The sequence below is a fragment of the Sinorhizobium sp. Y406 genome (assembly GCF_058732025.1).
In genome coordinates this window covers 3,280,793-3,302,124 of sequence record NZ_CM178974.1, presented here as the reverse complement: position 1 = coordinate 3,302,124, position 21,332 = coordinate 3,280,793, and the positions used below count along the sequence as shown (strand labels likewise).

At 63.2% G+C, this 21,332-nt stretch carries 19 protein-coding genes; 2 read left to right on the top strand and 17 right to left on the bottom strand.

Annotation, left to right across the window (positions count from 1 at the left end; all coding sequences use genetic code 11):
• Nucleotides 1-14 precede the first annotated feature (14 nt).
• The 15 genes from AC4P1R_RS15540 to AC4P1R_RS15470 form a co-directional block, all read right to left on the bottom strand.
• The gene (locus tag AC4P1R_RS15540; protein ID WP_069458910.1) at nucleotides 15-1,358 is read right to left on the bottom strand and encodes a bifunctional folylpolyglutamate synthase/dihydrofolate synthase; all 1,344 of its coding nucleotides are present in this window, start codon (nucleotides 1,356-1,358) and stop codon (nucleotides 15-17) included.
• Between the two features lie 137 nt (nucleotides 1,359-1,495).
• Nucleotides 1,496-2,410: an acetyl-CoA carboxylase, carboxyltransferase subunit beta gene (gene accD, locus AC4P1R_RS15535; protein ID WP_069458909.1), complete on the bottom strand. Its 915-nt coding sequence runs from the start codon at nucleotides 2,408-2,410 to the stop codon at nucleotides 1,496-1,498.
• A 49-nt stretch (nucleotides 2,411-2,459) separates the two neighbouring features.
• Entirely contained in the window at nucleotides 2,460-3,299 is an 840-nt protein-coding gene (trpA, locus tag AC4P1R_RS15530) for a tryptophan synthase subunit alpha (RefSeq protein ID WP_069458908.1), read from the bottom strand.
• 4 nt (nucleotides 3,300-3,303) lie between these two features.
• Nucleotides 3,304-4,524, bottom strand: coding sequence for a tryptophan synthase subunit beta (gene trpB, locus AC4P1R_RS15525; RefSeq protein WP_069458907.1), 1,221 nt, complete (start codon nucleotides 4,522-4,524; stop codon nucleotides 3,304-3,306).
• Entirely contained in the window at nucleotides 4,521-5,195 is a 675-nt protein-coding gene (locus AC4P1R_RS15520; protein ID WP_069458906.1) for a phosphoribosylanthranilate isomerase, read from the bottom strand. Before AC4P1R_RS15520 ends, trpB begins: the two co-directional genes overlap by 4 nt.
• A 197-nt stretch (nucleotides 5,196-5,392) precedes the next feature.
• Nucleotides 5,393-6,148 (bottom strand): M48 family metallopeptidase, encoded by a 756-nt coding sequence (locus AC4P1R_RS15515; RefSeq protein WP_069458905.1) that lies wholly within the window; start codon nucleotides 6,146-6,148, stop codon nucleotides 5,393-5,395.
• Nucleotides 6,149-6,274: 126 nt separating this feature from the next.
• Complete coding sequence (locus AC4P1R_RS15510; protein WP_069458984.1) at nucleotides 6,275-6,691, bottom strand: DUF2852 domain-containing protein; 417 nt, start codon at nucleotides 6,689-6,691, stop codon at nucleotides 6,275-6,277.
• A gap of 200 nt (nucleotides 6,692-6,891) precedes the next feature.
• Nucleotides 6,892-8,166, bottom strand: a complete 1,275-nt coding sequence (phaZ, locus tag AC4P1R_RS15505) for a polyhydroxyalkanoate depolymerase (RefSeq protein ID WP_069458904.1) — start codon at nucleotides 8,164-8,166, stop codon at nucleotides 6,892-6,894.
• Between the two features lie 230 nt (nucleotides 8,167-8,396).
• The gene (locus AC4P1R_RS15500; RefSeq protein ID WP_069458903.1) at nucleotides 8,397-9,233 is read right to left on the bottom strand and encodes an amidohydrolase family protein; all 837 of its coding nucleotides are present in this window, start codon (nucleotides 9,231-9,233) and stop codon (nucleotides 8,397-8,399) included.
• A complete protein-coding gene (locus AC4P1R_RS15495; RefSeq protein WP_069458902.1) occupies nucleotides 9,230-10,249 on the bottom strand; it encodes a zinc-binding alcohol dehydrogenase family protein in 1,020 nt (339 codons plus the stop codon). Before AC4P1R_RS15495 ends, AC4P1R_RS15500 begins: the two co-directional genes overlap by 4 nt.
• A gap of 42 nt (nucleotides 10,250-10,291) precedes the next feature.
• On the bottom strand, nucleotides 10,292-11,269 hold the full coding sequence (locus AC4P1R_RS15490; protein ID WP_069458901.1) for an ABC transporter permease: 978 nt from the start codon (nucleotides 11,267-11,269) through the stop codon (nucleotides 10,292-10,294).
• A 39-nt stretch (nucleotides 11,270-11,308) separates the two neighbouring features.
• A complete protein-coding gene (locus AC4P1R_RS15485; RefSeq protein WP_069458900.1) occupies nucleotides 11,309-12,850 on the bottom strand; it encodes a sugar ABC transporter ATP-binding protein in 1,542 nt (513 codons plus the stop codon).
• Between the two features lie 187 nt (nucleotides 12,851-13,037).
• Complete coding sequence (locus AC4P1R_RS15480) at nucleotides 13,038-14,027, bottom strand: ABC transporter substrate-binding protein (RefSeq protein WP_069458899.1); 990 nt, start codon at nucleotides 14,025-14,027, stop codon at nucleotides 13,038-13,040.
• A gap of 201 nt (nucleotides 14,028-14,228) precedes the next feature.
• Entirely contained in the window at nucleotides 14,229-15,248 is a 1,020-nt protein-coding gene (locus tag AC4P1R_RS15475) for an aldo/keto reductase (protein ID WP_069458898.1), read from the bottom strand.
• Nucleotides 15,249-15,359: 111 nt separating this feature from the next.
• Entirely contained in the window at nucleotides 15,360-16,865 is a 1,506-nt protein-coding gene (locus AC4P1R_RS15470; RefSeq protein ID WP_069458897.1) for a UxaA family hydrolase, read from the bottom strand.
• Nucleotides 16,866-17,067: 202 nt separating this feature from the next.
• Here AC4P1R_RS15470 and AC4P1R_RS15465 point away from each other — a divergent pair, with 202 nt between their 5' ends.
• Nucleotides 17,068-17,946, top strand: a complete 879-nt coding sequence (locus AC4P1R_RS15465) for a GntR family transcriptional regulator (RefSeq protein ID WP_069458896.1) — start codon at nucleotides 17,068-17,070, stop codon at nucleotides 17,944-17,946.
• A gap of 15 nt (nucleotides 17,947-17,961) precedes the next feature.
• Here AC4P1R_RS15465 and AC4P1R_RS15460 read toward each other — a convergent pair whose 3' ends face one another.
• Both AC4P1R_RS15460 and gabD read right to left on the bottom strand, forming a co-directional pair.
• On the bottom strand, nucleotides 17,962-18,762 hold the full coding sequence (locus AC4P1R_RS15460; protein ID WP_069458895.1) for an aldolase/citrate lyase family protein: 801 nt from the start codon (nucleotides 18,760-18,762) through the stop codon (nucleotides 17,962-17,964).
• Nucleotides 18,763-18,921: 159 nt separating this feature from the next.
• Entirely contained in the window at nucleotides 18,922-20,376 is a 1,455-nt protein-coding gene (gene gabD, locus AC4P1R_RS15455) for an NADP-dependent succinate-semialdehyde dehydrogenase (RefSeq protein ID WP_492177172.1), read from the bottom strand.
• Nucleotides 20,377-20,672: 296 nt separating this feature from the next.
• On the opposite strand from gabD, the gene AC4P1R_RS15450 reads away from it, so the two are divergent.
• On the top strand, nucleotides 20,673-21,269 hold the full coding sequence (locus AC4P1R_RS15450) for a nitroreductase family protein (protein ID WP_069458893.1): 597 nt from the start codon (nucleotides 20,673-20,675) through the stop codon (nucleotides 21,267-21,269).
• The last annotated feature ends 63 nt before the right edge of the window (nucleotides 21,270-21,332 follow it).

Genomic DNA, 21,332 nt, shown 5'->3' with positions numbered 1-21,332 from the left:
TTGCTCCGCCCGCCTCACTGCGGGGGGGTGCCGTTTTCGGCGAGCACGTTGCCCACGAGATACAGCGAACCGCCGATCAGGATGCGCGGCGGCACCGGATCCTCCTGCGTGAGCTCGGCGATGAGGCCGAGCGCCTCTGCGACTGACGACGTCGCATTGGTCTCGAAGCCCGCCGATGCCGCATCTGCAGCGAGAGCGACGGGATCGAGCCCGGCATCGGAGCCGTGGATCGGTACGGTGAAGACCTGCTCGGCGAGATCGAGGAAGGCCTGAAAATAACCCACCGGATCCTTGGTGTTGATCATGCCGATGATCAGGAACAGCGGTCGCGGCTCTCGTTCCTCGAAGCCCGCCATCGCCTCGGCAATGACTTGACCGGCGCCGGGATTGTGGCCGCCATCGATCCAGATCTCGGCTCCCGCCGGTCCGTGATGAGACAGCTTGCCGCCGGCAAGGCGCTGCAGCCGGCCCGGCCATTCCACGCTTGCGAGGCCCTTCTCGATCGCTGCCTCCGGCACCTCGAAACCGGCGGCCCGCACGGCGCGGATAGCCGCGGCGGCATTTGCATATTGGTGCCGGCCGGGCAGGCGCGGCAACGGCAGGTCCGCAAGTCCGCCCTCGTCCTGGTAGATCAGCCTGCCGTACTCTTCATGCGCCATGAAGTCCTGACCGTAGACGGACGTCGGGCAGCCGAGCCGCTCGGCGGTTTCGACGAGCACGTCGCGCGCGCCGTCCTCCTCCTGATGGCCGATCACCACGGGGCAGCCGCGTTTCATGATGCCGGCCTTTTCGGCGGCGATCAGTTCCACCCGATCGCCGAGATAGGCCTGGTGGTCGAGCGAGATCGGCATGATGACGGAGCAGGCCGGCCGGGCGATGACATTCGTCGCATCGTAGCGGCCCCCAAGCCCGACCTCGATGATCGCGACATCGGCCGGATGCTCGGCGAAAAGCAGGAAGGTGACAGCTGTCAGCAGTTCGAAGACAGTCACCTTCTGGCCGGCATTGGCCGCCGCAACGCGGCGCACCGCATCGGCAAGGACCGGGTCGCTGACGAGCCTACCCTTTCCGCCCCTCGCTCCGAGGCGATAGCGCTCGTGCCAGTTGACGAGATGCGGCGAGGTGTGCACGTGCACGCTGTAGCCCGCCGCCTCGAGGATCGCCCGTGAAAAGGCGGTGGCGGAGCCTTTGCCGTTCGTACCGGCAACATGAATGACCGGCGGCAAGCGTCGCTCGGGGTTTCCGAGCGCCGCAAGCAGGCGGGTGATCCTGTCCAGCGACAGGTCGAACCCCTTTGGATGGAGCGCGAGAAGCTTCTCGATCTCCTGCGCCGCTTCGCTGACCTCAGCCGCCGTCATTATGTTTGCCTCGAGAATAGGACCGCTGCAGCGGGATCGGAACAGATGCGAGGCGGGTTCGCTCCGCCTCGCTCTTGCACGTCTGCCGCATGTCTGCTCCGGGGAAAGACATGCAGCAATTCAGGTGCTACTGCGGCTCAGGCCCTGGCCGCGAGCGGCAGCACGGACACCTGGGCGGTTTCTTCGCGCTTTGCGGCTTCCGCGGGTTTCTTCATCAGGATCTTCAGGACGCGTGCCAGCGTCTCCGGGAGGTCGTGGCGCCTGACCACCATGTCCACCATTCCGTGCTCCAGGAGATATTCGGAGGTCTGGAAGCCGTCGGGCAGCTTCTCCCGCAGGGTCTGCTCGATCACCCGCTTGCCGGCAAAGCCGATTTCGGCGCCGGGCTCGGCCATGTGGATGTCACCCAGCATCGCATAGGAGGCGGTGACACCGCCGGTCGTCGGATTGGTGAGCACGACTATATAGGGGAGGCCTGCTTCCTTGAGCATGTTCACGGCGACCGTGGTGCGCGGCAGTTGCATCAGCGACAGGATGCCTTCCTGCATACGGGCGCCGCCAGAAGCCGGAAAGATGACCAGCGGGCACTTCTCCGCGATCGCCCGTTCGAAGGCCTTGACGATCGCTTCGCCCGCCGCCATGCCGAGCGAGCCGCCGATGAAGTTGAACTCGTGCACGACTGCGACGAGCTTCACGCCATGGACGAGGCCGAGGCCGGCGACGATCGTGTCTTCGAGTTCGGTCTTGGCACGGCTGTCGCGCAGGCGATCGATATATTTCTTCGAATCGCGAAACTTCAGCGGATCCTGCGCCACCTTCGGCTGCGGCAGAGCCTCATAGATGCCGCCGTCGAACAGGTCCTTCAGACGTGCCTTGGCCGGCATCTTCATGTGGTGGCCGGATTGCGGGATGACCCACTTGTTCTCTTCGAGATCGCGATGGAACACCATCTCGCCGGTATCAGGGCATTTGATCCAGAGGTTTTCCGGAACTTCCCTGCGGCCCAGCATCGAATTGATCTTCGGCCGAACGTAGCTTGTGATCCAGTTCACTTATTGACTCCTGAAGATGTCCTTCGAATTGCGCGCCAATATAGGCGGATTATTCGGCTGCCGCGAGTCTTGCCGCCCGGACGCCCGCCGAGAGCCCCCGCACCAGCGCCTCGACGCCCGGCACCGTCGCTTCGGTCGCATGGCCGTCTTCCGTCAGGCTCGAGGCGATCTGGTTGACGATAGCCGTGCCGACCACGACGCCATCGGCCGATGCACCGATCACCCGCGCATGCTCGGCAGTCTTGACGCCAAAGCCGACGCAGACGGGCAGATCGGTGTGCGACTTGATGCGTCCGACCGCCCCGGCGATCAGCGACGGATCGGGCAGGGCCGAGCCGGTGATGCCGGTCATAGAGACGTAATAGACGAAACCGGAGGTGTTCTCGAGCACCTTGGGCAGACGGCGATCGTCGGTCGTCGGCGTCGCCAGGCGGATGAAGCTGATGCCCTTTGCGAGCGCCGGAATGCAGAGCTCGTCATCCATTTCCGGCGGCAGGTCGACGACGATCAGCCCGTCGACCCCGGCCGCGACTGCATCGGCGAGGAAGCGCTCGACGCCGTAAATATAGATCGGGTTGTAATAGCCCATCAGCACGATCGGGGTGCCCTGATCTTCCACCCGGAAGCGCCTGGCAAGCTCCAGCGTCTTGGCAAGCGTCTGACCGCCCTTGAGGGCACGCTGGCCGGCGAGCTGGATCGCCGGACCGTCGGCCATCGGATCGGAAAAGGGCACGCCGAGTTCGATGATATCGGCACCCGCCTTCGGCAGTGCCCTCATGATCGCCAGCGACGTTTCGAAATCCGGATCGCCGCCCATGAAATAGGTGACGAGCACCGGGCGACCCTCGGCCGCAACGTCGGCGAACCTCTGTTCCATGCGTGCGGTCATGTCGTTATTGCCCCATACCCAGAAGTTTGCCGACGGTAAAAATGTCCTTGTCGCCGCGACCGGAGAGATTCATCAGGATGATCTCATCTTTGCCCATTTTCGGCGCCCGCTTGATGACCTCGGCAAGCGCATGCGACGGCTCGAGCGCCGGAATGATGCCTTCGAGGCGGGTCAATGTCTGGAAGGCCTCGAGCGCCTCATGGTCCATGATCGGCACATATTCGACGCGGCCGATATCGTTGAGCCATGCGTGCTCCGGGCCGATGCCCGGATAGTCGAGGCCCGCCGAGATCGAATGGCCCTCCTTGATCTGTCCGTCGCCGTCCTGCAGCAGATAGGTGCGGTTGCCGTGCAGCACGCCCGGCGAGCCGGCCGTGATCGAAGCGCAATGCTCATCGCCGCCGAGCCCCTTGCCGCCGGCTTCGACGCCGACAATGCGGACGCCGTCGTCGTCGAGGAAGGGGTGGAAAATGCCGATCGCGTTCGAGCCGCCGCCAACGGCCGCGACAACGAGGTCGGGCAGCCGGCCTTCGGCCTTGATGATCTGCTCCTTGGCCTCCTGGCCGATGACCGCCTGGAAATCGCGAACCATTTCCGGATAGGGGTGCGGACCGGCGGCGGTGCCGATCAGGTAGTATGTGCTGTCGACATTCGTCACCCAGTCGCGCAGCGCCTCGTTCATCGCGTCCTTGAGCGTACCGTGGCCGGCCGTCACCGGCTTCACCTCGGCGCCGAGGAGCTTCATGCGGAAGACGTTCGGCGCCTGCCGCTCGACGTCGGTGGCGCCCATATAGACGACGCAGGGCAGGCCGAAGCGCGCGGCGACGGTGGCGGAGGCCACGCCATGCTGGCCCGCACCGGTCTCCGCGATGATGCGGGTCTTGCCCATGCGCTTGGCAAGCAGGATCTGGCCGATGCAATTGTTAATCTTGTGCGAACCGGTGTGGTTCAGTTCCTCGCGCTTGAAATAGATCTTGGCGCCCCCGAGTTCGGCCGTCAGCCGCTCGGCGAAATAAAGCGGGCTCGGGCGGCCGATATAATGGGCGCCGAGTTCTTCAAGCTCCGCCTTGAAGGCGGGATCGTTCTTCGCCTTGTTCCATTCATCCTGGAGATCGAGGATCAGCGGCATCAGCGTTTCTGCCACGAAACGACCACCGAAAATGCCGAAGCGGCCGTCCTCGTCGGGTCCGGCTCTGAAGGAGTTCGGTTTAAGCGGCTGATTCACGTCTTGCTCCCTGATCGTGGCCGTTCGGCTTCGGCGCGGCGAACCGCATCGAAAAACGCATCCATAAGCTTCAAATCCTTGACACCCGGCGCGCTCTCGACCCCGGAGGAAATATCGACGGCACGGGCGCCGGTCAGCGCCAAGGCCTCGCCGATATTCGTTGCATTCAGCCCACCGGAAAGCATGTAATCCACGCTTTCGTCAAGCGCCTCCAGCAGCCGCCAATCGAAAGAAACGCCATTGCCGCCGGGCAATTCCGACCCGGCCGGCGGCTTGGCGTCGAAGAGGAAGCGATCGACGATCCCGAGATAGGGATCGATCCGGTCGAGATCGGACGCCTCGCGGATCGACAGGGCCTTCATTACCGGGAGACCGTAGATCGCCTTGATGGACAACACCCGCTCCGGGCTCTCCTGCCCATGAAGTTGCAGGATATCCGGATCGAGCGCGGAGACGATTTCGTCGAGGTCGTCGTTCTCCGCGTTGACGGTGACGGCGACGATCTTCGCTCGGTCGCGAATCCGCTCGGCCAGCCGCCCCGAATCGTCGGGCTCGATGTTGCGCGGGCTTTTGGGGAAGAAGATGAAGCCCGCATGCGAGGCGCCAAGAGCCACCGCATGCTCCGCGGCTTCCGGGGTCGTCAATCCACAGATCTTCACTTGCGTATTCATGGGATGCGACCTTGCACGAAACGCGCCGCGAGTCGAGAAAAACCGTTTTATTGCCGAGCCTATCGGGAGCGCCGTTGCGCGGGGCGCATCTTCGCTTTCGGGATCTTACCCGGTTGCGAGGAAACCGTGCCGCCGGCGGCGACTTTTCCCTTATCCGCATCCGCTTAATTGCCGGGACAATTCGGCCAGGCCCTCGTCTAACCGAAATCGATCGCGTGCAGCATGGTGCCGTTGCGCTTCAGCCAATGCCGGGCGTCGCGGGTATCCGGGCACAATTTTTCGCAGAGCGCCCAGAAATCCGGTCCGTGATTCATCTCCTGGAGGTGGGCGACTTCATGGGCTGCGAGATAGGCGATCACTTTCGGCGGCGCCATGGCGATACGCCAGGAAAAGCTCAAGTCTCCTTCGGCGGAACAGGATCCCCAGCGGCTGCGGGTGTCCTTGAGGCTCAGCGAGCGCACCGGGCGGCCGATCCTGCCGGAATAGACGGCAACGAGCCGCTCCAGTTCCAGCCGCGCTTCCTTCTTTAGGAAATCGGCGATGCGCCGGCGCAGGTGCTCTTCCGCCCCGCCGACCCTTAAGATCGCCTCGTCGCCGAGCGTCACCGCCTCCGTCAGCCCGCGAATGCGGCCAGTCCGCTCGATCCGGTGGCCGACCCCACGAATGAAGATTATTCCGCCATGCCCGATCTCGCTCTCGCCGGAAAAGCGCGCGAGCCTGGTCATCAGCCAGCCCTGCTGGCGGGTGAGGAATGCGCTGACTTCGCGTTCCGGCAGACCCTCGGGTACGGTCAGCTTCAGGGCCCGGCCGCCCGGCTCGATGCGCAGCGTCATCCGCGTCGCGCGCGCATTCTGCCGGATGGTCAAGGGCAAAACTTTGCCGGCCACCGCGATCTCCCGCGTGACTTGAGCCGGCGTTTGACCGCCGCGGCGCCGCTTGAAGGAAGCAAACATGAAAGCTGTTTAGCCGATTCGCGGCGCCGTTTACATGCACGACCGCCTGGTCTTTCCGCAATCGCGGCGATCGAGGCGCAAATATTCCGGCGTCTCCTGTGAAACGCCGGACAAGAGCCGGCAGGATCAGCCGGCCGTGGCTTCCGGCGTTGAGCCGTTCCGGCGCTCGCGCATGAAGCGGTCGAACTCTTCCTTGTCCTTCGCACGGCGGAGCTCGCGCACATAGGAGTCGAATTCCTCGCGCATCTCATCGAGCTTGCGGCGCTCTTCGTCGAGCCGGGCAAGTTCCGCCTCGCGCCATTCGTCGAAGGCGACGTTTCCGGTCCGGTGATGGGCCCAGTGACGGCCCTGATTTCGACGGAAGCCGGCGCACATGCGGTCGACGCTATCGTTGGCGTCCTTCTTGAAAGCCTTCAGCTTGTCGCCAAAGAGAATATAGGCGAGCATGGCCAATCCCAGCGGCCAGAACACAATGAAGCCGAGCACCATCAATGCAATGGTCGCAGGCGTCCAATCCGGACGGATCAATGCAGATTGGTTCATCTTCAGCATACCTCGCAATCAGCGGGCCGCCCGTTGCGGCCCGATGAAAACGATGTGGGAAAGACCGTCTGGGTCTGCAAGATCGTGGCGTTCGAAATCGGTCAAGCCCTTGACTCCAAGCCACAAAATCATTACGGCGCGCGCCCTCCGCACGGTCGCGGAAGGCGCCTGCGGCGCCGCGACGCTGATTCGACCACAGGTCAGGCCGACTTGCCGCCCTTGATGACGCGCTTGACGGGCTTGGCGTAGCGCGAATGCTCGCGCTGGAAGGCAACGATGCGCGGCGCAATCTCGCGACGGAACCGTGAGCCGTTGAATACGCCATAGTGGCCGACATCCGGCTGCATATAGTGCTGACGCATATGTTCGGGGATGTTGGTGCAGATCGTCTGCGCCGCCTGCGTCTGACCGAGTCCGGAAATGTCGTCGTTCTCTCCCTCGACGGTCAACAACGCCACCTTGCGGATCGCCGTCGGGTCGACGCGCTTGCCGCGATGGACCATCTCACCCTTGGGAAGCGCATGATGCATGAAGACGACCTGCACGGTCTGCAGGTAGAACTCGGCGGTCAGGTCCATGACGGCCAGATATTCGTCGTAGAATTCGCGATGCTTGTCGGCCGCATCGCCATCGTTCTTGACGAGATGGGCGAAAAAATCCTTGTGTGCGACCAGGTGCCGATCAAGATTCATCGACATGAAGCCGGAAAGCTGCAGGAATCCGGGATAGACCATGCGCATGAAGCCCGGCTGCGGCCACGGCACCGGCATGATGACGTTGTCGCGGAACCACTCGACCGACCGCTGTTCCGCCAGTTGGTTGACGCCGGTCGGATTGATGCGGGTATCGATCGGTCCGCCCATCAGCGTCATCGATGCCGGCGACAGCGGATCGTTTTCCGCTTCCATCAGAGCAGTCGCCGCCAGAACCGGGACTGCCGGCTGGCAGACGCCGACCACATGCGTATCCGGTCCGAGGAAGTGCAGGATCTGAATGATGTAGTCGATATAGTCGTCGAGGTCGAAGGTGCCCTCACTGAGCGGCACCATGCGGGCATCCATCCAGTCGGTAATGTAAATATCCGAATTCGGCAACAGCGCTTCGACGGTGCCACGGAGCAAGGTGGCATAGTGGCCGGACATGGGGGCGACGAGCAGCACCTTCGGATCCGCTTCACGCCCGGCAGGCAGCGAACGCTCAAAATGAATGAGGTTACAGAAGGGGGCGCGCCAGACGATCTTTTCGCGGACCGGCACCGGCCGGCCGTCCACGATCGTTTCCCGAAGGCCGAATTCCGGCTTGCCGTAACGGCGCGTTGCCCGTTCGAAAACCTCCAGCCCCGCGGCCGCGGCACGGCCGAAATAGGTGTGCGAGACGGGGTTCATCGGGTTCTTGAAGGCCAGCCGCATGGCGTCCGCCGCCGTACGCCAGGGTGCCATCATGGCATGGTTCATTTCGTAAAGCTGATAGAACATGGGAACGCGTACCCCCTTTAATCAATCGATGACGGCGCCGCTCCCAGTCCGACGCAAGCTTGCGATTGTTGGTCATTGGTGTCCGCAATGACTTGCAGACTACCACGATTTTTGTGCAGTGCAACAAAAACACCCCTCTCCCTATGGGGGCTCCTATTGGCGAATCACTCCGTAATTCCGACTTTGCTCAAATAGCATGGTCGATACTTCCCGACCATGATGTTCGTACCTCAGGGCGTGGTAATCCCATAGAATCTTGCGGCTGTCCCGGCGAATACCGCCTGTCTCTCGGACTCCGTCCCCGCAGCGGTCAGGGCTCGAGCGGCGGCAAACCACTCGGCATAGCCGGCCTCGAGCAGCACCACCGGCCAATCGCTGCCGAACATGACGCGATCGGCACCGAAGACGTCGAGGAGATGCGACGCATAGGGGCTGAGCCGCTCCCTGGACCAGGCTCCGCCCGCTTCCGTCACCAGTCCGGAGAGCTTGACGTTGACGTTGGGGCGAAGCGCGAGCGACGCCATGTCGGCACGCCACGGCTCGATCCTGCCCTCGGCAATGAAGGGCTTGGCACCGTGGTCGACGACGATCGCGAGTTCCGGCAGCCGGTCGGCGAGCGCGGCGATCACCGGCAGATGACGCGGCTGAATGAGCGCGTCGAAGCGGACGTCCAACCGCGGCAGCGCTTCGAGGGTCGCGATCACCTCCGGCCGCAGGATCCACGCCGTTTCCGCAATGCTTTGCAGCATCGGCCGAATGCCTTTGAATTTGCTGTGGCGCCTTAGCCGCTCGACCTCGGAAACGGCATCGGGGGCGAAGAGATCGACCCAGCCAACCACGGCGGCGACCGTCTCTTCCCGCTCCGCAATCGCAAGCAGGAATTCGGTTTCCGCGACATTGGGCGCCGCCTGCACGAGGACCGTGCGGGTGACGCCCGCCGCCGCCAGATGCGGCTTCAGGTCATCCGGGCCGAAATCGCGGTAGATCGGTTCGAGATCCGGCCCCGGCCAGTCATTGTGGCCAAGGCCGAGTGTCCAATAATGCTGATGCGCGTCGATGAAGTTCATGGGGCGACCGCGATCACCGCCTTCACCAGGCCGGTCTTGTCATGGGCCCAACGCGGCAGGTCGGTGACCGCCGCCGCGAGCGTCGTCCGGTGTGTGATCAGCGCCTCAACGGGTACGAGGCCCTTGCCGATCGAGGCGACGACGTGGCCGAAATCCTCGCGCGTCGCATTGCGACTGGCCACCAGGGTCATTTCGCGTTTGTGGAACTCCGGGTCGGAAAAGCGGATCTCGTCCTTGACGACGCTGACGAAGACAAGCGTGCCGCCATGGGCGACATACGAGAAGGACCGCATCATCGATGCGCCATTGCCCGTGGCGTCGAATACGACATCGAAGCCCTCGTCGTCCGTCGCCTCCGCGATCGCCTTCTCCGATCCCTCGCTGGCGAGAATCCCCCGCGAAAGGCCGAGCCTTTCAGCGGCGAAGGCCAGGCGTTCGGCGCTCGTGTCGAGGAGCGTCACTGCGTGCCCGGCAATCCCCGAGAAAATTGCCGTGCCGAGGCCGATCGGGCCGGCGCCGATCACCAGTGCGCGGCTACCGGCTGCGGTGCGCGAGCGCCTGACGGCATGGGCGCCGATCGCCAGGAACTCCACGGTCGCCGCCGCCTCCACGGAGAGCTCGTTCGCCGGATAAAGGTTCTCTTCCGGCACTACGATCTCCTCGCAGAAGGCGCCATCGATATGGACGCCGAGGACTCGGATCGAAGCGCAGCAATTGGGTTTGCCCTTGCGGCAGGCAATGCAGCTTCCGCAGGCGATGTAGGGATTGACGACGACCAGTGTCCCCGGGACGAGCGCAGAACCCGCACCCGCCTCGATCACCGTTGCGGAGATCTCGTGACCCATGACCCGCGGATATTCGAGAAAGGGATGCTTGCCCTCGAAGATGTGGTAGTCGGTGCCGCAGATGCCGACGCGGCGGACGGCGAGGCGCACCCAGCCCGGTCCGGGCGCCGCCGGACGGCTGCGTTCGACGACTTCCAGGCGGCCAGGTTCCGGGCAGATGACGGCTTTCATAGAGCGCTCCGAAATTTGATCGATCCTGCCATTAATCACCGGTCATCGCGATCCGCGGCGGCGGAGCTGGTCGAAATAGACGATGACGATGATCAGCAGGCCGGTGACGATGCGCTGCCAGAACGAGTTGACGTTCAGGAGGTTGGCCCCGTTGTTGATCGTCGCCAGGATGAAGGCGCCGAGCAGCGGCCCATGGACCGAGCCGACGGCGCCGAAGAGGCTGGTGCCGCCGATCACCGAGGAGGCGATCGCCTGCAACTCCCAGCCCTCCGCCTGGGTGGCGTTGCCGATGCCGATGCGCGAGGCGAGCAACAGGCCAACAAAGGCGGCGCAGGTCGAGGACAGGATGTAAGCGAGGTAAATCGTCCGATCGACGTTGACACCGGAAAGGCGCGCTGCCTCCCTGTTCGATCCAACGGCGAAGAGATAGCGGCCGAAGCGGCTTAAGTGCAGGAAGACGTAAGCAGGTATGGCAACGACGATCACCATCCAGAAAAGGCTCGGGACACCGAGAAAATCAGCGCGCGAGAAATTCGTGAAAGCATCATTGGTGATGGAAATCGTCGAGCCGTTGGTGATGAGCAGGCCGATGCCGCGCAGCGAAGTCAGCGTCGCGAGCGTGATGATGAAAGGCGGTAGCCCCATCCGGACGATGCCGAAGCCGTGGAACAGGCCAATCAGAACGCCGATCGCCAGCGTCGCAATGATCGCAAGCCAGAGGGGCACGCCGGCGGCGAGCAGCCAGGCGACGATGACGCTCGCGAAACCGACGACGGCCCCGACCGACAGATCGATGCCAGCAGTGATAATAACGAAGGTCTGGCCGACCGCGAGGATCGCCGTCATCGCCCCCTGACGAAGCAGATTGCTGATGTTGTTCGGCGTCCAGAAGGCGTTGGTCGCCAGGCCGAGCGCCAGCCAGAGTGCAAGCAGGAGACCCAGAAGGGTCAACCCGAACAGGATGCTGACGCCCCTCTTCGGCGTCGGTGCCGTACTGCCTTCCACCGTTTCCACACTCATTGTTCCCTCCCTGCAGTCCTTGCAAACTTCAATAGATCGTCACGCGTTGATCGCCTGTGCCAAGACTTCCTCGTGGCTGGCAGCCCGGTAGTCATGACTGGCGACCAGCCGGCCCTGCCGGAAGACGTGCAGCCGGTCCGCAAGCTCGTAGACTTCCGGCAGGTAGGAGGAGATCAGAATGATTCCTGCCCCGCGCTCGAGCAACCGGGCGAAGAGACGGTAGATCTCCGCCTTGGTGCCGACATCGACGCCGACGGTTGGCTCGTCGAAGATGAACAGCGTGGCGCCATGGCTCAGCCATTTGCCGATCACGATCTTCTGCTGGTTACCGCCGGACATGGCTGAGGCGAGCACCCGCCGCGAAGGTGTCTTGATCTGCAGGTCGCGAATCTGTCGATCGGCATTCGCCGCTTCCTCGGCGCGATTGATGGTGATGCCGCGTGTCAGTTTGCGAAAGACCGGCAGATTGATGTTGAGCCCGATCGGCAGATTGAGGCAGAGCCCCTGATCGCGGCGGCTCTCCGGAGCCAGCGCGATGCCGAGCTCCATGGCCTTGCGCTCGTTGTCAATCGCGACTTTCCGGCCCTGCCAGTGGACTTCTCCGGCGCTGATTGGTTGGCGACCATAGAGCCCAAGAGCGAATTCGCTACGTCCTGCACCGATCAGGCCATAGAGACCGACGATTTCGCCTGCCCTGACCGAAAGCGATATGTCGCTGAAGCCAGGTCCTGAAAGACCGCGCGTCTCGACAATCGTGTCGCCAAAGGGAAAACGCTCCTTGTGATAGATCTGCTCGATGCTGCGGTTGATCATCAGGGCGATCAACTCGTCCTCATTCGTCTCGCCAATGGGACGCGTGCCGACATGCGTGCCGTCGCGCAGCACCGAAACGCGATCGGCGAGCTCGAAAACTTCCTCCAGCCTGTGGCTGATATAGACGATGGTAACGCCGTCGTTCTGCAGCCGGCGGATAAGACGGAAAAGCTGTGCTGATTCCTGCCGTGTCAGATAGGCCGTCGGCTCGTCGAAGATCAGGAAGCGGGTGCCGCGCATGGCCGCACGCGCGGTCGCGACCAACTGCTGCTGGCCGATCGTCAGGCTGCCGAGCGTGGCATCGGCCGGCAGGTTGAAGCCGAGGTCGTCGAGAACGCCCTGGGCCGCATCCGTCATGGCGCGCTTGCGCATGAGACCGGTGCGGTTGATCTCGTCGCCGAGGAACATGTTGGCGGCGACGCTCAGATGCGGGCAGAGCACCACCTCCTGGTGGACGGCGTTGATGCCGCGCGCGATCGCCTCATTGGGGCTCGCAAGCTGCACGGGCTCGCCGCACCAGCGCACCTCGCCGCCGGTTCGCGGAATGACGCCCGTCAGAAGCTTGATCAGCGTCGACTTTCCGGCGCCGTTCTCGCCGACGATGGCATGGATCTCTCCGGAGACGAATGTGATGGTCGCGGGCTTCAGCGCCTGGACGGCGCCGTAGTTCTTCTGCAGACCACTTAATTCGAGGATCGGCTGCCCCCGCGGCACGGCCGCTTCCAGCTCGCCCTCATGCCGGTGGCTGACCTCTTGAAGCCCAGTCATGTTCACCTCCTCGGTTTCGAGCTGCGACGGCTCGGCTCCTCGTCACCGGGCCGCCGCGCTTGAGTGCTTGAGTTTCGCGCGGGCGCGCTGTCAGTTTCGTTCTTCGCATCGCGTGAGGAAGGCGCCTCCCCCTGCCCCACAAGCCAGTCCGGGTCGTGGCGCAGGTAGCGCCGCGACCCGCGCAGCGTCAGTTGACCTTCGGGTTCAGCAGGGCATCGATCTTCGGGTCAGACATGTTTGCCTTGGTGACGAGGTTGGCGCCGGTGTCGACATTGGCGTCGACCTTCTCCCCCTTCGATGCGGCAAGGGCCGTCTTGATGCCATCATAGCCCATGCGGTAGGGATCCTGCACGACCAAGCCGGCGAGTACACCTTCCTTGAGGAAGCTGACCGTCTTGTCGTCGCTGTCGAAGCCGATCACCTTGATCTTCTCGCCGAGCTTGTTCTCCGCGATCGCTTGGCCGACGCCCTGCGCCATGATCAGGTTGGAGGCGAAGACGCCGACGAGGTCGGGATTGGCGGTGATCAGGTCGGTCATGATGTTGAGACCGGTGGTCGCCTGACCATCGGCATATTTGTCGGCCACGACCTTCAGACCGGGATACTTGGTTTTGACCTGATCGAGAAAACCCTCGCGGCGCTGGTCGAGTGATCCGACACCGGGCAGGCTGGTGATGATGGCAATTTCGCCTTCCTCCTTTCCGGTCGCTTCCTTGATCGCCGCAGCAAGACCGTCCGCGGCGATGCGGCCGCCCTGGACGTTATCGGTCGTCAGGAATGAGGTGAAGGCCTTTGAGTCGGCACCCGAGTCGATGCCGATGATCGGCACGGCCTTGGCGGCCTCATCGATCGGCTTTCCGAGTGCCTTGAACTCCGTCGGCGCGATCACGACGGCTGCCGGCGCGCCGGCGACGGCGTTTTCAAGAATGCTGATCTGGCCGTTGATGTCCGATTCCGATTGCGCGCCGAGCTCCGGCACGTTGACGCCGAGATCCTTGCCCGCCTGCCGCGCACCCGCGAGCACGATCTGCCAATAGAAGGATGTGGTGTCCTTCACGATGATCGGAATGGTGACGTCCTGTGCGAACGACGCCGCTGGCGCCGTGGCGGCCAAGAAGGCGGCGCCGGCCAACACGTTGAAGGCACGACGGGAAAGAATACGTTTTGCGATGCTCATCAGGTTTCTCCTCTCAACTACACCTTGTTCCGTTATCGAGAACGATCCGCCAGGTGCCCGCGGACCGTCTTTTATAGATAAAAAACATTTCAGCACGCTAATGCGGCCGATCCGAATTTGCAAGCCCCTTTGCATTCTCCCGCTACTGCGTTCGTCCGAACGCAAGAAGTCTCGCCAGCCATCATGTTCGGGTTCAGCAGATCAGACCCGGACTGCCTCATCTCCAAGCTCCGGTGCAACGAGCGTGTGGGGCTCGTAGGCCGCGAATTCATCCGGTGTGACCCGCCGGCGCGTAAGCTCCATGTTCCGCTCGAGGCTCTCGGGCTTTGCGGTGCCGATCAGAACCGAGGCAACCAAAGGATTGGTGAGCGGGAACTGGAGCGCGGCGGCAGCGAGCGGCACGCCACGCGCGGCGGCGATCGTCTCCATCGCCGCGACCTTCGTCCTCACCTCTTCCGTCGCCGGCATATAGTCGAAATGCGCGCCCGCCACCGGGCCGGTGGCAAGGATACCGGAGTTGAAGACGCCGCCGACGACGAGCGACGTTCCCTTCTTGTCGCAAAGCGGCAGGAGCTCTTCGGCGGCCGAGCGATCGAGCAGCGTATAACGGCCCGCGAGCAGGATGCAGTCGATATCTGCCTGCCTGAGGACGTCGAGACAGATCGGTACTTCGTTGACGCCGAGGCCATAGGCCGAAATGACACCGCCGGACTTCAATTCCTCCAGGGCCTTCAGGCCGGAGTCGAGCAATTGCCGCAGATAGACCGCGTTTTTCTTCGCACCGTGGGTGTAGCTGCCGATATCGTGGACATAGAGAATATCGATGTGGTTGAGCCCGAGGCGGGCATGGCTCATTTCCACAGAACGCATGATCGCGTCATAGCCATAGTCGTAGCTGACATCGAAGTTCAGCGGCTTGACGTAGGAGTAGTCGGGAACCTGGTCCTCCGGCACCGGATGCAACAACCGGCCAACCTTGGTCGAGAGCACGAAATCGTCGCGCGGCTTGTCGCGCAGGAAATCCCCGACGCGCCGCTCGGCAAGCCCGAGACCGTAATAGGGCGCCGTGTCGAAATAACGCATGCCCGAGGCCCAGGCCGCGTCGAGGGTCGCCATCGCGGCCTCGCGCGTGCATTCGCGATAGAGGCCCCCGAGCCCCGCCGTGCCGAAGCTGTATTCGGTCACCGCGAGAGCGGTTCGACCGATCCTTCTCGTCTGCATTCCTTGTCTCCTCCCTCGCAAGGATTGCGTGTCCCTCGACTTATGGCGCCGCATGTCTTTTCAGACACGCAACGGCACCGGCATGAGGAAAGCGCCGAAGCCGTCCTCTCTCTACAATGTCGCCCCCAGGTGCCAGGGGACGAACTCGTTATCGCCGTAGCCGAAAAGTTCGCTCTTGGTCTTTTTTCCCGAAGCCGTGTCGATGATCAGATCGAAGATTGCGCGACCGAGTTCGGCGATGCTCGTCTCGCCGGAAGCGATCACGCCGCAATCGATATCCATGTCCTCTTCCATCGCCCGATAGAGCGCCGTGTTGCTGGTGAGCTTGATCGACGGCACCGGCCGACAGCCGAAGCAACTGCCGCGGCCGGTGGTGAAGGCGATGACATTGGCGCCGCCCGCCACCTGTCCCGTGGCCGAGACCGGGTCGTAGCCGGGCGTGTCCATGAAAACCAGGCCGTGCTCGGTTACGCGTTCGGCATAATTGTAGACGGCGGTCAGCGGCGAGCGCCCGCCCTTGGCGACCGCACCAAGCGATTTTTCCAGAATGGTCGTCAATCCGCCGCGTTTATTACCCGGCGAAGGATTATTGTCGAGCGAAGCGCCATGCAGCGCGACGTAGTTCTCCCACCAGGAAATCAGATCGTCTAGCTTCGCCGCCACCCCGTCGCTGACGGCGCGGCTGCGCAGAAGATGTTCGGCGCCGTAGATTTCCGAGGTCTCGGAGAGGATAGCCGTACCGCCGGCGCCGGCGAGAATATCGACCGCGGCACCAAGCGCCGGATTGGCGGTGACGCCGGAAAGGCCGTCGGAGCCGCCGCACTGCAGGCCGACGATGATCTCGCTGACCGGAATCGGCACCCGCCGCGCGGGAGCGACTTCCTTGGCGATCTCCTCAAGTACGCCGAGCGCGCGCTCGACCGACCGGCGCGATCCGCCGGTCTCCTGAATGTTGAAATGTCGCTTTTCCGCGCCGGCGCCGCTCTGACCGTAAAGCGTCAGCTGATTGACCTCGCAGCCGAGGCCGACCATCAGCACGCCGCCGAAATTGGCGTGGCGGGCATAGCCGGCGAGCGTGCGGTGCAGGTTCTTCATGCCGTCGCCGGTCGAAGACATGCCGCAGCCCTGATCGTGAACAATGGGCACGAAGCCGTCGATGCCCTCATATTTTGGCAACAGGCGCCGGTTGGCCTCGTCGGCGATCGCGCGACAGACCGTGGTGGAACAGTTCACGCTGGCGATGATGCCAATATAGTTCCGCGTCGCAGCCCGGCCATCCGCTCGGCGGTAGCCGAGGAAGGTGCGCACTTTGTCGGCCTCGCTTGCCGCTTCCGGTGGAACCGGGGCGCCGATCGCGAGCCTGTCCTGGTCGAAGGCGAGATTGTGGGAATGCACATGATCGCCCGCCGCGATGTCAGAGGTGGCGCGGCCGATCGCCTGGGCATATTTGATCACCGGCTCGCCCGCCAAAATCGGCCGGATCGCGACCTTATGCCCCGGCTCTATCCGCGTCGCCGCCCGCGCGCCGCCGGGCAGGGTTTCGCCCGGCTCGATCGCAGCCGTGGCGACGGCGACATTGTCCTCCGGCGAAAGCAGGATCGACGACGGTGCAGACAATTTTGGACTCTCCCCGGAACATTTGCTTTTGTCTTTTTATCTACAATAGACAGATCGCCGTCAATGTCTATTATATGGCTGCAATGCATTTTCGATGCGAAACTTTGGTTGCCGCCTGAGGTCGGGCTAGCTGAGAGCCGACAAACCGCCTAAAGCGAACGCCGTCGAAGCGCAATCGAATCCAAACCGCCGGACCGAACCAATGGCGAAACAAAACACCGTCTTCAAGGACGCCTTCAATCGCTGCCTCACGCAGATGGCGGAGACGTCTGCACTGCCCTCCGAGCCTGAGCTTGGGCAGCTCCTCGGCGTCAGCCGTACGACCGTTCGCGCGATTCTCACGCGCTGCGAGGATCTCAAGCTGATCAGCTGGGACAAGCGCCGCAAGACCGTGTTGCGCCGCCCGGAAGCCTCCGACTATTTTCCATCGGAGGAGACCAGTTCACTTGCCGAGATCATCGAGCGCAGCTTCATGCGGCGGATTCTAGCGGGCGGCGCCGAACCCGGCATGCAGATCAACGAGCTGGAGCTCGCCAGGGAGATCGGCACCGGCACGACGAGCGTGCGCGAATTCCTGATCCGCTTCAGCCGCTTCGGCCTGATCGAGAAACGGCCGAACAGCCATTGGGTGCTCAAGGGATTTACCCGCGACTTCGCGCTCGAGCTGACGGAGGTCAGGGAAATGTTCGAGCTTCGCTCTGCCGCCCGCTTCGTCGCCTTGCCGGAGGACCATCCCGCCTGGGAGGAACTGAAGAAGATCGAGGCGGTGCATCGGGAAATCCTTGCCGACATCGACAACCGCTACAAGGAATTTTCGGAGCTCGACGAGCGCTTCCACCTGCTGGTGCACAAATCGTCCAGCAACCGCTTCATCATCGATTTCTACGACATCATCGCGATCATCTTCCACTATCATTACCAGTGGAACAAGGCGAATGCGCGCGAACGCAACGCCCGCGCGCTCGAAGAGCATCTCGCCTATATCGCAGCGCTTCGGTCGCGCGAGCCGAAACAGGTGGAGCAGGCCTGCCGCCGGCATTTGAAGTCCGCGCGGGAAACACTGCTTCAGTCGATTCCGTAATCGCGCCCAAGCCGATCAGTAGCCGGATTCGATCCTGGCCGGCTCGGTCTCGCCAAGAAATTCCCGGCGTAGCCGCTCGCTGGCGCTGACGAGCAGCGTCACATCGGTGCCGATCGCCATGAAATCGGCTCCGAGCTCGCGGTAGTCGCGTGCCTGGACAGGGTCGAGGGTGAGGATGCCGCGCGCCTTGCCGGCGCTGCTGATCCGGCTGAAGCCGTTGACGATTGCCGCGCGCACCTCCGGATGGCTTGGATTTCCGAGATGGCCCATATCGGCCGCCAGATCCGACGGGCCGATGAACAGGCCGTCGACGCCGTCGAGCGCCGCAATCTCATCGATCGCTGCCAGGCCCGCCAGGCTCTCGATCTGCAGCAGCAGGCAGATCTCCTGGTTTGCGTTTTCGAGATAGTCGGTGATCCGGCCGAAGTTCGTGGCTCGACCCAAAGCCGCACCGACGCCGCGGACGCCCTGCGGCGGATAGCGCACGGCGCGCACGAGCTGCCGTGCCTGCTCGACGCTGTCGACCATGGGGATCAGCAGCGTCTGGACGCCGGTGTCGAGGACCTGCTTGATCAGGACCGCATCGCCCACGGGAAGGCGAACGATCGGATGACTGCCCCGCCCTGCGATCGCGCGATATTGCTCGGCAAGCAACGGCAGGTCGTTCGGCGCATGCTCGCCATCAATCAGCAGCCAGTCGTAACCGCTGCCGGCGACGACTTCGGCGGCATAAGGGCTGGCAAGCGCCACCCAGAGGCCGAGCTGGAAGCGGCGCTCACGAATCGCCGCTTTGAAGGGATTTCCTGGGGCCGGCATCCATCGCTCTCCTTGGCGTCCATTCCATGCGGTTTGCCCTTCTCGGGTGAACCCAGAGAGAGGGGCAGTTGCGCTGGCAACCATCATCGACGAATTCTTACCGGCAAAAGAAAAAACCGGCCAGAACTTTCCGGCCGGGCCTGCGTGATCCGAATTGCGTCAGGCGATGCCGCCGAGGCAGACATATTTGATCTCGGTAAATTCCTCGATCCCGTATCTCGAACCCTCGCGGCCGAGACCGGAGAGTTTTACGCCGCCGAAAGGCGCTTCCGCTGTGGAGATGAGACCGGTATTGACGCCGACCATGCCGTATTCCAGCGCTTCGGCCACGCGGAACACGCGTGCGAGATCCTTGGCATAGAAATAGGAGGCAAGGCCGAATTCGGTGTCGTTGGCCTGCTTGACGACATCCGCCTCGTCCTTGAAGCGGAAGAGCGGCGCCACCGGGCCAAAGGTTTCCTCGCGCGCGACAGCCATCGCCTGGGTGACGTCGGCGAGCACCGTCGCCTCGTAGAAAGTGCCGCCAAGCGCATGGCGCTTGCCGCCCTGGACGACACGGGCGCCCTTGGCAAGCGCGTCGGCAACATGCTCTTCAACCTTTTCCAATGCCGGCTTGTCGATCAGCGGCCCAAGGATGACACCCTCCTCCATGCCATTGCCGGTCTTGAGGTTGGCGACGGCGGCGGCGAGCTTCTTCGCAAAGACATCGTAGACGCCATCCTGGACATAGAGCCGGTTGGCGCAGACGCAGGTCTGGCCATTGTTGCGGAACTTTGCGATCAGGGCGCCTTCCACCGCCGCATCGAGATCGGCGTCGTCGAAAACGATGAAGGGCGCGTTGCCGCCGAGTTCGAGGCCAAGCTTCTTGATCGTCGCGGCACTCTGCCGGTAGAGCTCGGCGCCGACTTCCGTGGAACCGGTAAAAGTCAGCTTGCGCACGGTCGGGTTCGAGGTCATCTCGGCACCGATCTCCCGGGCCGAACCGGTGATGACCGACAGAAGTCCCTTCGGCATGCCGGCGCGCTCGGCGAGCACGGCAATGGCGATCGCCGAAAACGGAGTCTGCGCGGCCGGCTTCAGCACCATGGCGCAGCCGGCGGCAAAGGCGGGGCCAGCCTTGCGGGTGATCATCGCGTTCGGGAAGTTCCACGGCGTGATCGCGGCAACGACACCGATCGGCTGTTTCATCACCAGGATGCGCTTGTCCTTCTGATGCCCGGGCACGATGTCGCCGTAGACGCGTCGCGCTTCTTCCGCGAACCATTCGACGAAGCTTGCGCCATAGACGATTTCGCCGGTCGCCTCGGCGAGCGGTTTGCCCTGCTCGGTCGTCAGAATCCGGCCGAGATCGTCCTTGTTCTCGATCATCAGCTCGAACCAGCGGCGCAGCGCCACGGCGCGTTCCTTGGCGGTCCTTGCCGCCCAGTCTTTCTGTACCCGCACCGCGGTCTCGATCGCAGCGCGCGTTTCCGCCGCACCGAGCTTCGGCACGCGACCGATCACCTCGCCCGTCGCCGGGTCCGTCACCTCGATTGCATTGTTGGGGTCGGCTTCGATCCAGTTCTCGCCCACGAGAGCGGCCTGGCGAAACAGCGACGGGTCTTTCAGATTCATGGCGCGTCCTTCCTCGGAAAAGTCTACAGAACTTATACAACTTTTTTCCGAATCGACAATCACTCCGGCGGCGAGTCGAGAAATTTCATGGCCGGCTCTCCGAGTAACCGGAACGTGGACCGGGGCACTCCCCTTAAGAGCAGTCGGTGGAGGCGCCGCAGGTCATCACTTTTGAGCGAGCATGTTTCGAAACCGCTCCATCTTCTGTAGCGTCGCTCCGCGGATCCGGCCCCGCTGCCTTTCCAGATAGATAGGGCCTCCCAAGGGATTCGGAAGCAAGACCAAGGACGTTTTTCGTGACAGAGATCAACCAGAGAAAAGCCGACCACCCGATCCACTCGATCTTCCTGGAGCGCTGGTCGCCGCGTGCCTTCACCGGAGAGGACATTGGCAAAGAGGAACTGCTGGCGCTGTTCGAGGCCGCACGCTGGGCACCTTCGGCGAGCAACCTCCAGCCCTGGCGCTTCGTCTATGCCCGCCGCGGCACAGACTCCTTCGCGCGCCTGCTGGGCACGCTTGACGAGGGCAATCAGCGCTGGGCGAAAAAGGCCTCGGCGCTCGTCATCATTCTTTCGAAGACGCACCGGGTGACTTCGAGCGGTGAGATCCGCCCCGCCTTCACGCATGCCTTCGACACCGGCGCCGCCTGGTTCGCGCTTGCGCTGCAGACGCAATTGGCCGGGTGGTATGCGCATGCGATGGCGGGGATCGATCGCGAGAAGGCGATGCAGGTGTTCGAAGTGCCCGAACACCATCGCGTCGAGGCCGCGGTGGCGATCGGAAGGCTCGCCGAGCCCTCTACCCTGCCGGACGACTTGCGCGAACGCGAGAAGCCGAGCCAGCGTAAGCCGATCGGCGAATTCGTGTTCGAGGGCCGTTTCGGGACCGAGTGAAGCGTTCAAATGAAAGGAGCGCGGAGCGGTCGCCGCTCCGCGCTGCCTTCCCCCAAGAGAGTC

Excerpts from the sequence above, each read along its gene's own strand:
- AC4P1R_RS15480 (WP_069458899.1), bottom strand. The coding sequence starts at position 14,027 with ATGAGCATCGCAAAACGTATTCTTTCCCGTCGTGCCTTCAACGTGTTG.
- AC4P1R_RS15500 (WP_069458903.1), bottom strand. The coding sequence starts at position 9,233 with ATGAACTTCATCGACGCGCATCAGCATTATTGGACACTCGGCCTTGGC.
- AC4P1R_RS15510 (WP_069458984.1), bottom strand. The coding sequence starts at position 6,691 with ATGAACCAATCTGCATTGATCCGTCCGGATTGGACGCCTGCGACCATT.
- AC4P1R_RS15475 (WP_069458898.1), bottom strand. The coding sequence starts at position 15,248 with ATGCAGACGAGAAGGATCGGTCGAACCGCTCTCGCGGTGACCGAATAC.
- AC4P1R_RS15495 (WP_069458902.1), bottom strand. The coding sequence starts at position 10,249 with ATGAAAGCCGTCATCTGCCCGGAACCTGGCCGCCTGGAAGTCGTCGAA.
- AC4P1R_RS15490 (WP_069458901.1), bottom strand. The coding sequence starts at position 11,269 with ATGAGTGTGGAAACGGTGGAAGGCAGTACGGCACCGACGCCGAAGAGG.
- trpA (WP_069458908.1), bottom strand. The coding sequence starts at position 3,299 with ATGACCGCACGCATGGAACAGAGGTTCGCCGACGTTGCGGCCGAGGGT.
- phaZ (WP_069458904.1), bottom strand. The coding sequence starts at position 8,166 with ATGTTCTATCAGCTTTACGAAATGAACCATGCCATGATGGCACCCTGG.
- gabD (WP_492177172.1), bottom strand. The coding sequence starts at position 20,376 with ATGAATCTGAAAGACCCGTCGCTGTTTCGCCAGGCCGCTCTCGTGGGC.
- AC4P1R_RS15465 (WP_069458896.1), top strand. The coding sequence starts at position 17,068 with ATGGCGAAACAAAACACCGTCTTCAAGGACGCCTTCAATCGCTGCCTC.
- AC4P1R_RS15515 (WP_069458905.1), bottom strand. The coding sequence starts at position 6,148 with ATGTTTGCTTCCTTCAAGCGGCGCCGCGGCGGTCAAACGCCGGCTCAA.
- AC4P1R_RS15460 (WP_069458895.1), bottom strand. The coding sequence starts at position 18,762 with ATGCCGGCCCCAGGAAATCCCTTCAAAGCGGCGATTCGTGAGCGCCGC.
- AC4P1R_RS15485 (WP_069458900.1), bottom strand. The coding sequence starts at position 12,850 with ATGACTGGGCTTCAAGAGGTCAGCCACCGGCATGAGGGCGAGCTGGAA.
- AC4P1R_RS15540 (WP_069458910.1), bottom strand. The coding sequence starts at position 1,358 with ATGACGGCGGCTGAGGTCAGCGAAGCGGCGCAGGAGATCGAGAAGCTT.
- AC4P1R_RS15520 (WP_069458906.1), bottom strand. The coding sequence starts at position 5,195 with ATGAATACGCAAGTGAAGATCTGTGGATTGACGACCCCGGAAGCCGCG.